Genomic DNA, 13,156 nt, shown 5'->3' on the forward strand with positions numbered 1-13,156 from the left:
CCGCTACCTCGACGGCGGTGCGCTGCCGCCCTGGGGTTCGTCGAGCATCAGCGCGATGACGGCCTCCTGGTCGGCCTTCGACGGCAGGCCCCAACCGGGCTCGTAGTCGTAGACCCGGTCGAGGGGGGTCGCCGCGGTGCGCCCGTCGAGGATCTCCACCGACGACGTCTCGATCAGGCCCGGGTGCTCGACGCCGCACGCCTCGGCGACCTTGAGCAGGTCACGGCGCAGCGTCTGGACGTAGTTGGCGGCCCGCACCGACTTCAGGGCCGGGTCCAGGCCACGGGTCAGCCACCTGTTCTGGGTGGCGACGCCGGTGGGGCAGGTGTCGGTGTGACATTTCTGGGCCTGGATGCAGCCGATCGCCAGCATCGCCTCGCGGGCCACGTTGACCATGTCGCAGCCGAGCGCGAACGCGACGATCGCGTTGTCCGGCAGTCCGAGTTTGCCGGCGCCGATGAAGACCACCTGCTCGTGCAGGCCGCGTTCGGCGAACAGCCGGTAGATCCGGGCGAACCCGATCTGGAACGGCAGCGACACGGAATCCGAGAAGATCAGCGGTGCGGCTCCGGTGCCGCCCTCACCACCGTCGATGGTCACGAAGTCGACGCCCCGGCCGGTGGTCGCCATCAGGGTGGTCAGCTCGTCCCAGAAGTCCAGGTCGCCGACGGCCGACTTGATGCCGACCGGCAGCCCGGTCTCGGCGGCCAGCAGCTCCACCCAGTCGAGGAGACTGTCGGTGTCGGAGAACTCGGCGTGCCGGGACGGGCTCACACAGTCGACACCCTCCGGGATGCCCCGGGTCGCGGCGATCTCCGCGGACACCTTCGCCCCGGGCAGCAGCCCGCCGAGGCTCGGTTTGGCGCCCTGACTGAGTTTGATCTCCAGGGCCCGGACCGGGTTCGCCGCGACCAGGTCCTTGAGTCGTTGCATGTCGAACCGGCCCTGCTCGTCGCGGCACCCGAAATACGAGGTGCCGATCTGGAAGACCAGCTCACCGCCGTGCCGGTGGTGCGGCGAGAGCGCGCCCTCGCCGGTGTTCTGCAGGCAGCCGGCGATCGCGGCGCCCCGGTTCAGCGCCTCCACGGCCGCGCCGGACAACGATCCGAAACTCATCCCGGAGATGTTGACGATCGAACCCGGCCGGAACGCCTTCGCCCGCCCGCGCGCGGCCCCCAGCACCTTCGCGCACGGCACCGACGCCTCATACCCGGCCTCCGGATGCGATCGCGGCACCGCCCGCCCGAACGTGCGGTGCTTGATGATCGGATACCCGGCGGTGAACTCCATGTCGTTGTCGGTGCCGAACCCGAAGTAGTTGTTCTCCTTCTTCGCCGACGCGTACACCCATCGCCGCTGGTCACGCGTGAAAGGCCGCTCCTCGTCGTTGGCGGCCACCACGTACTGCCGAAGCTCCGGCCCGATCGCCTCGATCAGGTAGCGGCCGTGCCCGATCACCGGGAAGTTGCGCAGCAGCGCATGCCGGCGTTGTGTCAGATCCCGCACGGCAACGGCCGCCACCGCTGCGGCGGCGGCCCCGGCCGCCCAGAAACCCCGTCTCATGGTCGAACAGTTTGCCTCCGGCACCGACGTCAAAACCTTCCGGGGGTACGGTCCACCCGCCCCGTCCGCGCTCAAGAGGCCGGCAGCCCGTCGAGGATCTTGTCGAGGCGCACCGGCAGATCCCGAATCCGGATGCCCGTCGCGTGCCACACGGCGTTCACGATCGCCGCCGGGGACCCGACGATCCCGATCTCGCCGATGCCCTTGGACCCCATCGGGTTGATCCGGTCGTCGGTCTCGTCCAGCCACGCCGCCTCGATCGACTCGACGTCCGCGTGCACCGGGACGTGATAGCCGGCCAGGTCGTGGTTGACCCATTCACCCATCGCCGGATCGAGGACGCCCTCCTCGTGCAGGGCCATCCCCATCCCCATGATCATGCCGCCGAGGAACTGGCCGCGGGCGGTCCGCGCGTTCAGGATCCGGCCGGCCGCGTACATCCCGAACAGGCGGGACACCCGGACCTCACCGGTGACGGCGTCCACGCGTACCTCCGCGAAATGCGCGCCGTAGGCGTGTCGCCCCTCGGTCTCCTGCCGCTGCACCAGCTCGGTGCTGTCGAAGGTGACCTCGTCACGCCCGGTGTCGCGCAGGGAACGGCACGCCCCGGTGACCGCCCAGCCCCACGACGCGCTGCCGGAGGAGCCGCCCGCGACGGACGCCCGCGGCAGGGTGCTGTCGCCGATCCGGATCCGCACCCGCTCCGGCGCCACGTCCAGGGCGTCGGCGGCGATCTGCACGAGGATCGTGCGGGCACCGGTCCCCAGGTCGGTCGCGCCGATCGCCACCTCGAACGTCCCGTCCGGCAGCGCCCGCACCCGGGCGGTCGACGGCTGCGCCATCGTCGGGTACGTCGCGCCGGCCACCCCGGTGCCGATCCACCAGTCGCCCTCGCGCCGCCGCGCCGGCCGGGGATCGCGGCCGGACCAGCCGAAACGCTCCGCCCCCCGGCGCAGGCACTCGACGTAGTGCCGGCTGGTGAACGCGACGCCGGACTCCGGCTCGGCGGACGGCTCGTTACGGATCCGCAGCTCGATCGGGTCCATGCCCAGCTTCTCGGCCAGCTCGTCGATCGCGCACTCCAACGCCAGCATGCCGGGCGCCTCACCGGGGGCACGCATCCACCGCGGCGTCGGCATGTCGAGTCGCAGCAGGTGGTGGCCGGTACGGCGGTGCGGGGCGGCGTACATGTGCCGGGTCACGACGGCGGTCTGCTCGGCGAACTCGTAGAGGCGGCTCGTCTGGCTGTACGCCTGATGGTCGATCCCCGACAGTGTGCCGTCCCGCCCGGCCGCCAGCCGGACCCGCTGGAGGGTCGGGGTCCGGTGCCCGACCATGCTGAACATCGCCTGCCTCGGCAGCACCACCTTGACCGGCCGTCCGGTCACCCGGGCCGCCAGAGCGGCGAGGACCGCGTTGGGCCGGGCCGTGCCCTTCGATCCGAATCCGCCGCCGACGTGCTCGGTGATCACGTGCACCCGGTCCACGCCGAAGATCTCACCCACGGTCGCGGCGACCCCGGACGGATGCTGGTTGGAGTCGTACAGGGTCAGGTCGTCGCCGTCCCAGCGGGCGATCGTGGCGTGCGGCTCCATCGGGTTGTTGTGCAGCGCCGGCGTCGAGTAGGTGACGTCCACCGTCACGTCGGCAGTGGCCAGCGCCGTCTCGACGTCACCGTGCACCGTCGCGGCCGGATATCCGGGATTGACCGTCTCCGGTTCGTAGACGCCGGGATGGTCGGCGCGCAGGACGGTCTCGTGCTCCTCGGCCTCGATCTCCAGGTGCAGGACCTGGGCGGCGCGCCGGGCCGCTTCCAGGGTGTCCGCCACGACCAGCGCGATCGGCTGCCCGCGGTAGCTGATCCGGTCGGACTGGAGCACCGCCAGCTCCGGATCGTCGACGGCGGCCAGCGACGGGGCGTTGCCGTGCCACAGCACCGCCATCGTGTCCCCGGTCGGGTCGGCCACCACCGCCGTCAGCCGGCCCCGCGGCACCGGCGACGGCACGATCCACCCGTGGGCCACGCCGTCCACCGGATACTCGGCGGCGTATCTCGCCCGCCCGGACACCTTCTCCGGACCCTCGATGCGGGCCAGCGGCGCACCGACGGCCTTCGTGGTCGTGGTCATCGGCGCGCACCCTCCGCGAGTCGCTCCAGCACCGCGGTGGTCATCCGCCGCAGCAGATTGATCTTGTACGCGTTGTCGCGCAACGGTTCGGCGGCGGCCAGTTCCACGTCCGCGGCCGCGGTGAACTCCGCACGGGTCGCCGGCCGTCCGCGCAGCCGTTCCTCGGCGGCGAACGCACGCCACGGCCGGTGCGCGACCGCGCCCCAGGCCAGCCGCACGTCCCGGACCACGCCGTCGTGGACGTCCAGGGCGGCGGCGACCGAGCCGACCGCGAACGCGTACGACGCCCGGTCCCGGGCCTTGCGATAGGTGGACCGGTGCGCGAACGGCAGGGGCGGCACCTCCACCGCGGTGATCAGCTCCCCGTGCTCGAGGACGGTGTCGCGTTCCGGGGTGTCACCGGGCAGCCGGTGCAGCCCGGTGACCGGGATGACGCGTCGCCCGGCCGGGCCGTCCACCCGTACGGTCGCGCCGAGGGCGGCGAGCGCCACCGCCATGTCCGACGGGTGGGTCGCCACGCACGACGCGGAGGCGCCGAGGATCGCCAGGTCGCGGTGGTCGCCGTCGCGGGCCGGGCAACCCGAGCCCGGGGTGTGCTTGTTGCACGGCTTCGAGGCGTCCATGAAGTACCGGCAGCGGGTGCGCTGAAGCAGATTCCCGCCGGTGGTGGCCACGTTGCGCAACTGGCCGGAGGCGCCCGCCAGCAGTGCCTCGCTGAGCACCGGGAAGTCCCGGCGCACCCGCGGGTCGGCGGCCACGTCGCTGTTGCGGGCGCCGGCGCCGATCCGCAGTCCGCCGCCGGGCAGGTCGGCGATCTCGTCGAGCGGGAGCTTGTTCACGTCGACGAGCACATCCGGGGTGGCGACGCCGAGTTTCATGAGATCGACCAGGTTGGTGCCGCCGGCCAGGAACACCGCACCCGGCTCCAGTCCGTCGGCGGGCGTGACGGCTGTACGGTAGGCGAAGGTCTTCATCGGCCGGCCGCCTGCCGGATCGCCGGAACCATGTGGGGATAGGCGCCGCACCGGCACAGGTTGCCGCTCATCCGCTCCCGGATCTCCGCGTCGCTGAGGGGATCGTCGTCGGCGGCCGCGCTCGGCCAGCCCCGGTCCACCTCGTCGAGCATGCCGACCGCCGAGCAGATCTGTCCCGGCGTGCAGTAGCCGCACTGGAAGCCGTCGTGCTCCAGGAAACCCCGCTGCACCGGATGCCCGTCGAGCCCCTCGATCGTGGTCACGTGGGAGTCCTGGTGCGCGATCGCGAGCAGCAGACAGCTGTTGACCCGGCGGCCGTCCAGCAGGACCGTGCAGGCCCCGCACTGGCCGTGGTCGCAGCCCTTCTTGGCACCGGTCAGGCCGAGATGTTCGCGCAGCGCGTCCAGCAGGGTGGTCCGGGGATCGAGGTCGAGCACGTGCTCGGTTCCGTTGACGGTGAGACGCATGAGCGCCCGTTACCCCTTGCGCCGCCGGTCAACCACCGCAGGTGGCGGCGTGGCCGATGTTGCCACGCTCTGCCAGGATCGGCCGGGTGACCGACCGCCCCACCCGGACCCGAGCCGGACTCCTCGTGGCCGTCGCCACCCTCGCCCTCGTCGCTCTCATCGTCGTGCTCGTGCCCCGGCTGCGCACCCCCGGCCCGCGTCCCGCCTTCCAGTTGCCGGTGGCCTGCGGCGAGACGTGGATCCTCGGCACCTACCCCGGCCACGACGACTTCGACATCGACTTCTTCCCGTCCTCCGGCAGCGCGTGGGGCCGCCCGATCCACGCCTCCTTCGCGGGCACGGTCGTGGCGGCCGGCGTCAACGGGACGCTGGGCTCCCGTACCCCGGACAACCCGAAGGGCCCGCACGGCACCGGCGCCGGGTACTGGGTGAAACTCGACCACGGCGGCCTGTGGGAGACCCAGTACCTGCACATGCTCGAACCGCCCCTGGTCGCCGAGGGGGACCGCGTGGAGCAGGGGCGGCAACTGGGCCGGATCGGCAGCACCGGCAAGTCGGGTGCGCCGCACCTGCACTACGAGCAGCGGGCGGCCGGCCGCAAGATGGAGGCGCATTTCGCCGGCGAGCCCTCCGGCATCACCACCGACGACCGGGAGTACTCGGTCCGTCGTGTGAGCCGCAACTGCCTGCCGCCGGCCGCCTGACCTGACACCCGCCGCCTGTCCGGCCGTCACCCGGCGGCGGCGAGGATCGCGTCCAGGCCGCGGGTGAAGAGGAGGTCGTCCGGCCAGCGGGACGTGTCCAGATGGCCGGAGCCGACCAGGTGCGGATAGGCGCCCGGATCGGCGGTGATCCGCAGCCGGGCGCCGTCGCCGTCCGGCTGCCGGGTGGCCTCGGTGACCGCCGCCCCGATGACGAAGTTGGCGATCAGCCGGGTGGTGACCGCGAGGTCCTCGCCGGTGAGGCCGCCGCGCACCAGGGCGGCCTGGAGGAACTCGGTGCGGGCCAGCACGTTCGGCCCGATCAGGGGCCGGCCGATCAGCGCCGGTGTCCACGGGTGGGCGAGCATCGCCGCGCGCCAGCCGTGGACCAGCGTGCGCACGTCGGCTGCCCAGTCGGCGGTCGGGCCGGGCAGCGGCACCTCACCGAAGACCTCGTCGACGGCCAGGTCCAAGACGTCGTCCTTGCTGCGGACGTGCCAGTACAGAGCGGTCGAGGTCACCGCGAGTCGCTCGGCCAGGCGGCGCATGGTCAGGGTCTCCACGCCGGAGCCGTCGAGCAGCTCCACGGCCGCCGCGACGATGCGCTCCCTGGTCAGTTGCGGGGAGCGGCGGGGCCGGTCCGGTTCGGTGCGCAGCCAGATCGAGGTCACCGGACCATCTTAGGTTAACGTTGGTAAGTCAGCTTACCGGTGTTCAAGGAGGTGGCCCGGTGCCGGTGTTCCGCGTCCAGCTGGACAGTGATCGCAGGACCGCCCATAAGGTGATGGAGCTGCATCTCGCCGGCCGGGCGCATCGGGCGTCGGTGGACGCCGCGCGGGAGGAGGTCTGGCGCCGTGGCCGGACCCCGGCCGCCGATCCGGTCTTCGTCGGCGTCACCAACGGCGCCCCCGTCCGCCTGCTCTACGACGTCGAGGTGCACCTCGACACGGATGACGGCAACCGTCGGGGCGTTCGTTGCGTCTGAGCGGGAGACCTGGTGGTTACACGACGGGAGAAGACTCATGCGCGTACACGCGACGGTGGCGACCGTAGCCCTGTTCGCCGTCCTTGCCGGCGGGTGTGCCCGCACCGGCGTCGATTCCGGCGCGGTCCCCGGCCCGGTGCGGAGCGGGCCGATCGCCGAGGTGCACGAGCGCTGGGAGTCCTGTGACGCGGCGGCACCGGCCAAGACGAACGAGTGGTATGACAACGCGCAGGACGCTCTCGGCCTGCCGCGACTCGACGGCACGTTCCAGCCGGTCGCCGCGCTGATCTGCCGTAACGGCATCCAGGAGCGCCCGGGCGGCGGCACCGAGATGACCGCCGAGGAGGCCCGCGCCGACGACCTGAGCGCACTGCTGCCCGCGTTGCTCCTGCCCGACGAGGCGGCGACCGCGCAGGCCTGCACCGCCGATCTGCCCGGGGTGCCGTGGCTGGCGCTCGTCGACCGGGACGGCCGCTGGGTGCGCCCCGGCATCCCGATCGACTCCTGCTCCAAGCCGCGCACCGAGTTCCGTCAGGCCTACGAGAAGCTGGTGACGGTGACCGTGAAGAGCCGGGTGCTCCGGCAGATGGAGTCCGACGAGGCCGCCACCGCCGGGTGCTCGCAGTCCTACGGTGACATGACCTGGGCCAGCGGGGGTGCCGAGAACGTGCGGGAGAACACCCTCGCGCCGCTGCCGGTGAGCACGTCGGCGCGCCGCTGCGTCTACGACGTCCCGGTGGGGGAGCGGGGCAGTGGCAAGCCGGCCGGTGAGTTCCGCGACGGGGGGCCGCTGTCCGCCGCCGACTGGGCGGCGATCCGCACCGAGATCGAGGCGTCCGCACCGGGGAGCGCGGTCTGCCGTACCCCGGCGGCCGCATTCGCCGTCATCAATCTGGAGCCGGGCGGCACCGTGAACATCGAGGCCGACGGGTGCCGGCGCATCCTGGCCGAGACGGGGAACGGGCCCGGTGTGTACCTCAAGAGCAGCGAGCGCCTCACCGAGCTCGTGTTCGGGTGAGTCGTATGTCCGTATAATACTATTTGCACCCGTGATGAGACGAAATCTATTGTCCGCGGCCGGTGGTGTGCTGGCCGGCATGGCGGCTCCGATCACGGCGGCACGAGCGGATTCCGCACCCGCCCGCAAGCGGGTGCGGACCGGGATGGACCGGCTGGCGGCGACGAAATGGGCCGCCCTGGACGGCGAGCGGGTCGGCGTCGTGTCCAACCTGACCGCCGTCGACCGCGACTACCGGCACCTCGTGGACCGGATGCACGCCGACGGCGTACGGATCGCGGCGATTTTCGGGCCCGAGCACGGCTTCCGCGGTTCCGCGCCGGTGGGCGGCGGCGGCCGGCGCACCGACCGGCGGACCGGCCTGCCGGTGTACGACGGATACCTCGCCACCCTGGACGGCTGGAAGTCGATGCTGACCGAGGCCGGGGTGACGACCGTGGTCTTCGACATGCAGGACATCGGCGCGCGGTTCTACACCTACATCTGGACGCTCTACGACTCGATGGCCGCGGCCGCCGAACTGAAACTGCGCTACCTCGTGCTGGACCGGCCGAACCCGATCGGCGGCCGGGCGGACGGCCCGATGCTGACCCCGGCGTTCGCGTCCGGGGTCGGTAAGAAGGAGATCGTCCAGCGGCACGGCATGACCGTCGGTGAGCTGGCCGGCCTCTACCGGGGCGAGTGGCTGCCGGCGGTACGGCTCGAGGTGCTGGCCTGCGAGGGCTGGCACGGCGGCCTGTTCGCCGCGGACACCGACGTGCCGTGGGTGATGCCGAGCCCGAACATGCCGACCCCGGACACCGCGCTCGTCTACCCGGGGACGTGCCTGTTCGAGGGGGTGGCGTCGCTGTCCGAGGGGCGCGGCACGACCCGGCCGTTCGAGCTGGCCGGCGCTCCGGGCCTGGACTTCCGCTGGCGCGACCGGCTGGCTGGGCTCGATCTGCCGGGAGTCGGGTTCCGGGAGGCCTACTTCGAGCCCCGGATCGGTAAGTTCGTCGACGAACTCTGCGTCGGCGTGGAGGTCCGGGTCGATGATCCCGCGAGCTTCGACCCGATCGGTACGGCCACCGCGATGCTGATCGAGGCGAAGAGGTATCCGGGTTTCGCCTGGCGCGAGGATCCCGGCCCGCGCCCGTACTTCGTGGACAAGCTGGCCGGCTCGGACCGTTTCCGCACGATGATCGACGCCGGCGCACCCCTGGCCGAGGTGACCGGGGCGTGGCGGGACGAGCTGGCCGCCTTCGTCCGCAGGCGCACGCCCCACCTGCTCTATCCGCGCCCCTGACCGGCGGCGAACGTCGTCAGTGCGCCGAGGATGAGACCCAGGCCGAGGGTGAAGGCCCGGTCGGCGCGTGCCCGGCCGTGGCCGGCGGCCTCGATCGCGGCGACCAGGACCGGGGTGCGGGCCTGCGCCGGGTCCCATACCTGGTCGGGTGCGGCGATGTCGAGGGCCGCGCCGATGACGAAGCTGTCCAGCACGGTGATCACGTCCAGGAGCTGCGCGGCCGGGATGCCGGCCGTGTGCAGCACGGTGGCGATGTCGTCGTACATGTGCATGACGTCGGGGGAGGAGACGGTGTGCGCGGTCAGCATCGGGATGAGCCGGGGGTGGCGGGCGAACGCGTCGCGGTAGCGCAGCAGCAGGGCCCGTAGCGCCTCCTGCCATGCCCCGGAGGTGTCGGCGGGCGGCTCGGTGCTGAAGATCAGCGCCCGCATCGCCTCGATGATCTCGGTCTTGCCGCTCAGGTGGTTGTAGATCGAGGAGGGGCGCACCGACAGCGCCGCCGCGACCTCGCCGATGGTGAACTCGCCCCTGGTGTCGACCAGGGCGAGCGCGGCCGCGGCGATCTTCTCGACCGACAGCTTCGGTACGGCGGGACGGGCCACCGGTGAACCCCCTTGCGTTCTGGCGAGGTGGACCACCATAGTAAAACGAATGCCGTTCGTTAACGCGTGGTGCAACGCCGGGAGTCGAGGATGGCCATGGAACTGATCCGGTCCGCGGTGTACGACTCGCCCGCCCGCGTCGACGAGCCGACACGCCCGCCGCTGCGGGTCGGCCTGGTCCAGCACCACTGGCGGTCCGACCCGGCCCAGTTGCGGGAGGTGCTGCTCGGCGGGATCGCACAGGCCGCCGCGGCCGGGGCGCAGGTGGTTTTCCTGCCGGAGCTGACGCTGTCGCGGTATCCGGCGTTCGAGGAGCCCGCCGGCCGGCCGGTCGACCTGGCCGAGGACCTGCTCACCGGGCCCACCGTGGCACTGGCGGCCGAGGCGGCGCGGCGGCACGGGATCCTGGTGCACGCCTCGCTCTACGAGAGGGTCGACCTGGGCGACGGGCTCGGGTTCAACACCGCGGTCCTGGTCGACCGATCGGGACAGGTGGTGGCCAGGACCCGCAAGACGCACATCCCGGTCACCGAGGGCTATGTCGAGGACCGGTACTTCCGGCCCGGCCCCGCCGACGACGCCTACCCGGTCCACGATCTGCTCGACGCGAAGGTCGGCCTGCCGACCTGCTGGGACGAGTGGTTCCCCGAGGTGGCGCGCTGCTATGCGCTCAAGGGCGCCGACCTGCTCGCCTACCCGACCGCGATCGGCTCCGAACCCGACCACCCCGACTTCGACACCCAGCCGCTCTGGCAGCAGGTCATCGTCGGCCACGCGATCGCCAACGGCCTGTTCATGGTCGTCCCCAACCGCACCGGCGACGAGGGCCGGATCACCTTCTACGGCTCGTCGTTCATCGCCGACCCGTACGGCCGGATCCTCGCCCAGGCGCCCCGTGACACCGAGGCCGTCCTCGTCGCCGACCTGGACCTGAACCAGCGCAGGGACTGGCTGACCCTCTTCCCGTTCCTGCGCACCCGCCGCCCCGACACCTACGGTGGGCTGGCATGAGCACCTGGCGGATGCCGGCCGAGACCGAGCCGCACACCTGCACCTGGATGGCCTGGCCCTCCTCGGGATACACCGACGGCGACGACGCCCGGCACGCGTGGGCCTCGGTGGCCCTCGCGGTCGCCGAGTTCGAGCCGGTCCGCATGGTCGTCGACCCGTCCGCGATCCGCGACGCCAGAAACTGGCTCGGCGGCGCCGTCGAGTACTTCCAGGCCCCGCTCGACGACGCCTGGATGCGCGACATCGGCCCGACGTTCGTGGTCGGCCCGGCCGGTCTGGGCGCCGTCGACTGGGTGTTCAACGGCTGGGGCGCGCAGAGCTGGGCCACGTGGGAGAAGGACGCCCGGATCGCCCGGCGGGTCGCCGAGTGGGCCGGCGCCACGATCGTCGGCTCGGAGATGGTCAACGAGGGCGGCGGCATCCACGTCGACGGTCACGGGACGGTGCTGGTCACCGAGACGGTCCAGCTGGATCCCGGCCGTAACCCCGGGTGGACGAAGGAACGGGTCGAGGGTGAGCTGCGCCGTACCCTGGGGGTCCGGGAGGTGGTGTGGCTGCCGCGCGGCCTGACCCGTGACTACGAGGAGTTCGGCACCCGCGGGCACGTCGACATCGTGGCGACCATGACGGCGGAGAAGACGGTGCTGCTGCACGTCCAGCACGCGCCGGAGCATCCGGACCATCTGCTGGACGCGCCACTGCGACGGGCTCTGCCGGCGGATTGGACGATCATCGATCTACCCGCGCCGGCGGGCGTCGAGGACGGGCACGGGCCAGTTGATCACTCGTACGTCAATCACCTAGTGTGCAACGCCGGTGTCGTCGCCTGCACGTTCGACGATCCCCGGGACGCCCAGGCACTGGAGATCCTGGCCGCCGCCTACCCCGGCCGCCGGGTCGCCGGCGTCGACGCCCGGGCGATCTTCGCCCGCGGTGGTGGCATCCACTGCATCACCCAGCAGGAACCCGCTATACCTGGAGGAGAGTCGTGACCGACTTCGACGTAGTGGTGGTCGGGGCCGGTGTCACCGGGCTGACCGTCGCCAACCGCCTGCACGCGGCCGGCCGCAGCGTGCTCGTGCTGGAGGCCCGCGACCGCGTCGGCGGCCGGCTGCTCACCGAGGACGTCGAGGGCGTCCGTCTCGAGGTCGGCGGCCAGTGGGTCTCCCCGGACCAGACCGCCCTGCTCGCGCTGATCGACGAACTGGGCCTGGAGATGTACCCCCGCTACCGGGCCGGCGACTCGGTCTACATCGGCCGTGACGGGGTCCGCCGTACCTTCGAGGGCGAGAAGTTCCCGGTCTCCGAGACCACCGCCGCCGAGGTGGACCGCCTGGTCGAGGAGCTGGACCGGCTCGCCGCACAGATGGACCCGCTGAGCCCCTGGGAGCACCCGGACGCCGAGGTTCTGGACCGGATCTCGTTCGCCGCGTGGCTGGCCGGGCAGACCGACGACCCCGAGGCGCGTGACAACGTCGCCCTCTACGTCGGCCCGGCGATGCTGACCAAGCCGGCACACTCGTTCTCGGCGCTGTCGGCGGTGCTGATGGCGGCCAGCGCGGGCGGATTCAGCCACCTGGTCGACGCCGACTTCATCCTCGACCGTAGGGTCGTCGGCGGCCTGCAACGGGTGCCCCTGGCGCTCGCGTCCCGGCTGCCGGCGGGCACCGTCCACCTGGACGAGGCGGTCACCAAGATCGAATGGGCCGACGAGGGGGCGACCGTCTTCACCGGCCGGGGCAGCTACCACGGCCGCAACGTGGTCCTGGCCGTCCCGCCGACCCTGGTCAGCCGGGTGCAGTACATTCCCGCGCTGCCGCCGGTCCAGGCCCAGATGCGCCAGCACATCTCGTTCGGCCTGGTGATCAAACTGCACATCACCTACGAGACCCCGTTCTGGCGCGACCTCGGGCTGTCCGGGACGGCGTTCAGCCCGTACTCGCTGGTCCACGAGGCGTACGACAACACGAACGAGGACGTCGAGGGCGAGACCCGCGGCACGCTCGTCGGATTCGTCTCCGACGTCAAGGCCGACAGCCTGCTGGCACTCACCCCGGAGGAACGGCGGAGCCGGGTCCTCGAGGCACTCGCCGCCTACTACGGCGAGCAGGCCCTCACCCCGGTCCACTACTACGAGAGCCCGTGGATGGCCGACGAGTGGACCGTCGGCGCCTTCGGCACCTCCTTCGACATCGGCTCGCTCACCCGGTACGGCCGGCATCTGCGCGCCGACGTCGGCCCGCTGGCCTTCGCCAGCAGCGACATCGCCGGACTCGGCTTCCAGCACGTCGACGGGGCGATCCGGATGGGCGAGGCGGTCGCCGCCCGCATTCTCGCTTAAAACCATATTTTGTACGGCCACCCGCTCCCGAACAGTCCGAACACCGCCGGGGCGGGCGGTGGATGGGGAGATGATCGTCT

Annotated in this window: 13 protein-coding genes; 7 read left to right on the top strand and 6 right to left on the bottom strand. The window is 71.9% G+C overall.

Features of this window, described 5'->3' with window-relative positions; genetic code table 11:
- Positions 1–3 precede the first annotated feature (3 nt).
- The 4 genes from BC793_RS17820 to BC793_RS17835 form a co-directional block, all read right to left on the bottom strand.
- Positions 4–1,563, bottom strand: coding sequence for an FMN-binding glutamate synthase family protein (locus BC793_RS17820; RefSeq protein WP_109593667.1), 1,560 nt, complete (start codon positions 1,561–1,563; stop codon positions 4–6).
- Between the two features lie 71 nt (positions 1,564–1,634).
- Complete coding sequence (locus BC793_RS17825; protein WP_109593668.1) at positions 1,635–3,692, bottom strand: xanthine dehydrogenase family protein molybdopterin-binding subunit; 2,058 nt, start codon at positions 3,690–3,692, stop codon at positions 1,635–1,637.
- Entirely contained in the window at positions 3,689–4,666 is a 978-nt protein-coding gene (locus BC793_RS17830; RefSeq protein ID WP_109593669.1) for an FAD binding domain-containing protein, read from the bottom strand. The genes BC793_RS17825 and BC793_RS17830 overlap by 4 nt, the downstream gene beginning before the upstream one ends.
- Entirely contained in the window at positions 4,663–5,133 is a 471-nt protein-coding gene (locus tag BC793_RS17835) for a 2Fe-2S iron-sulfur cluster-binding protein (protein WP_109593670.1), read from the bottom strand. Before BC793_RS17835 ends, BC793_RS17830 begins: the two co-directional genes overlap by 4 nt.
- 86 nt (positions 5,134–5,219) lie before the next feature.
- Between BC793_RS17835 and BC793_RS17840 the strand changes: the two genes are divergently transcribed.
- Positions 5,220–5,837, top strand: coding sequence for a M23 family metallopeptidase (locus BC793_RS17840; RefSeq protein ID WP_239170085.1), 618 nt, complete (start codon positions 5,220–5,222; stop codon positions 5,835–5,837).
- 26 nt (positions 5,838–5,863) lie between these two features.
- On the opposite strand, the gene BC793_RS17845 is transcribed toward BC793_RS17840, so the two are convergent.
- On the bottom strand, positions 5,864–6,505 hold the full coding sequence (locus tag BC793_RS17845; RefSeq protein ID WP_109593671.1) for a TetR/AcrR family transcriptional regulator: 642 nt from the start codon (positions 6,503–6,505) through the stop codon (positions 5,864–5,866).
- Between the two features lie 59 nt (positions 6,506–6,564).
- Here BC793_RS17845 and BC793_RS17850 point away from each other — a divergent pair, with 59 nt between their 5' ends.
- The 3 genes from BC793_RS17850 to BC793_RS17860 are packed head-to-tail and all read left to right on the top strand — an operon-like array spanning position 6,565 to position 9,122.
- A complete protein-coding gene (locus BC793_RS17850) occupies positions 6,565–6,819 on the top strand; it encodes a hypothetical protein (RefSeq protein WP_170167249.1) in 255 nt (84 codons plus the stop codon).
- A 37-nt stretch (positions 6,820–6,856) separates the two neighbouring features.
- On the top strand, positions 6,857–7,837 hold the full coding sequence (locus BC793_RS17855) for a hypothetical protein (protein WP_109593672.1): 981 nt from the start codon (positions 6,857–6,859) through the stop codon (positions 7,835–7,837).
- Between the two features lie 34 nt (positions 7,838–7,871).
- Entirely contained in the window at positions 7,872–9,122 is a 1,251-nt protein-coding gene (locus BC793_RS17860; RefSeq protein WP_109593673.1) for an exo-beta-N-acetylmuramidase NamZ family protein, read from the top strand.
- Here BC793_RS17860 and BC793_RS17865 read toward each other — a convergent pair.
- Entirely contained in the window at positions 9,107–9,724 is a 618-nt protein-coding gene (locus BC793_RS17865; protein WP_158319293.1) for a TetR/AcrR family transcriptional regulator, read from the bottom strand. The genes BC793_RS17860 and BC793_RS17865 overlap by 16 nt on opposite strands.
- Before the next feature lie 90 nt (positions 9,725–9,814).
- Here BC793_RS17865 and BC793_RS17870 point away from each other — a divergent pair, with 90 nt between their 5' ends.
- Genes BC793_RS17870 through BC793_RS17880 form a run of 3 tightly spaced genes read left to right on the top strand, consistent with a single transcriptional unit; the run spans position 9,815 to position 13,076 of the window.
- Positions 9,815–10,735 (top strand): nitrilase-related carbon-nitrogen hydrolase, encoded by a 921-nt coding sequence (locus BC793_RS17870; protein WP_239170084.1) that lies wholly within the window; start codon positions 9,815–9,817, stop codon positions 10,733–10,735.
- Positions 10,732–11,727: an agmatine deiminase family protein gene (locus tag BC793_RS17875; RefSeq protein ID WP_109593675.1), complete on the top strand. Its 996-nt coding sequence runs from the start codon at positions 10,732–10,734 to the stop codon at positions 11,725–11,727. The genes BC793_RS17870 and BC793_RS17875 overlap by 4 nt, the downstream gene beginning before the upstream one ends.
- Entirely contained in the window at positions 11,724–13,076 is a 1,353-nt protein-coding gene (locus tag BC793_RS17880; protein ID WP_109593676.1) for a flavin monoamine oxidase family protein, read from the top strand. Before BC793_RS17875 ends, BC793_RS17880 begins: the two co-directional genes overlap by 4 nt.
- The last annotated feature ends 80 nt before the right edge of the window (positions 13,077–13,156 follow it).

This window comes from Actinoplanes xinjiangensis (assembly GCF_003148685.1).
GTDB lineage: Bacteria > Actinomycetota > Actinomycetes > Mycobacteriales > Micromonosporaceae > Actinoplanes > Actinoplanes xinjiangensis.

Bases quoted from the DNA above. Each gene is read 5' to 3' on its own strand.
- BC793_RS17835 (WP_109593670.1), bottom strand. From the start codon at position 5,133: ATGCGTCTCACCGTCAACGGAACCGAGCACGTGCTCGACCTCGATCCC.
- BC793_RS17875 (WP_109593675.1), top strand. From the start codon at position 10,732: ATGAGCACCTGGCGGATGCCGGCCGAGACCGAGCCGCACACCTGCACC.
- BC793_RS17820 (WP_109593667.1), bottom strand. From the start codon at position 1,563: ATGAGACGGGGTTTCTGGGCGGCCGGGGCCGCCGCCGCAGCGGTGGCG.
- BC793_RS17870 (WP_239170084.1), top strand. From the start codon at position 9,815: ATGGCCATGGAACTGATCCGGTCCGCGGTGTACGACTCGCCCGCCCGC.
- BC793_RS17825 (WP_109593668.1), bottom strand. From the start codon at position 3,692: ATGACCACGACCACGAAGGCCGTCGGTGCGCCGCTGGCCCGCATCGAG.
- BC793_RS17860 (WP_109593673.1), top strand. From the start codon at position 7,872: ATGAGACGAAATCTATTGTCCGCGGCCGGTGGTGTGCTGGCCGGCATG.
- BC793_RS17830 (WP_109593669.1), bottom strand. From the start codon at position 4,666: ATGAAGACCTTCGCCTACCGTACAGCCGTCACGCCCGCCGACGGACTG.
- BC793_RS17855 (WP_109593672.1), top strand. From the start codon at position 6,857: ATGCGCGTACACGCGACGGTGGCGACCGTAGCCCTGTTCGCCGTCCTT.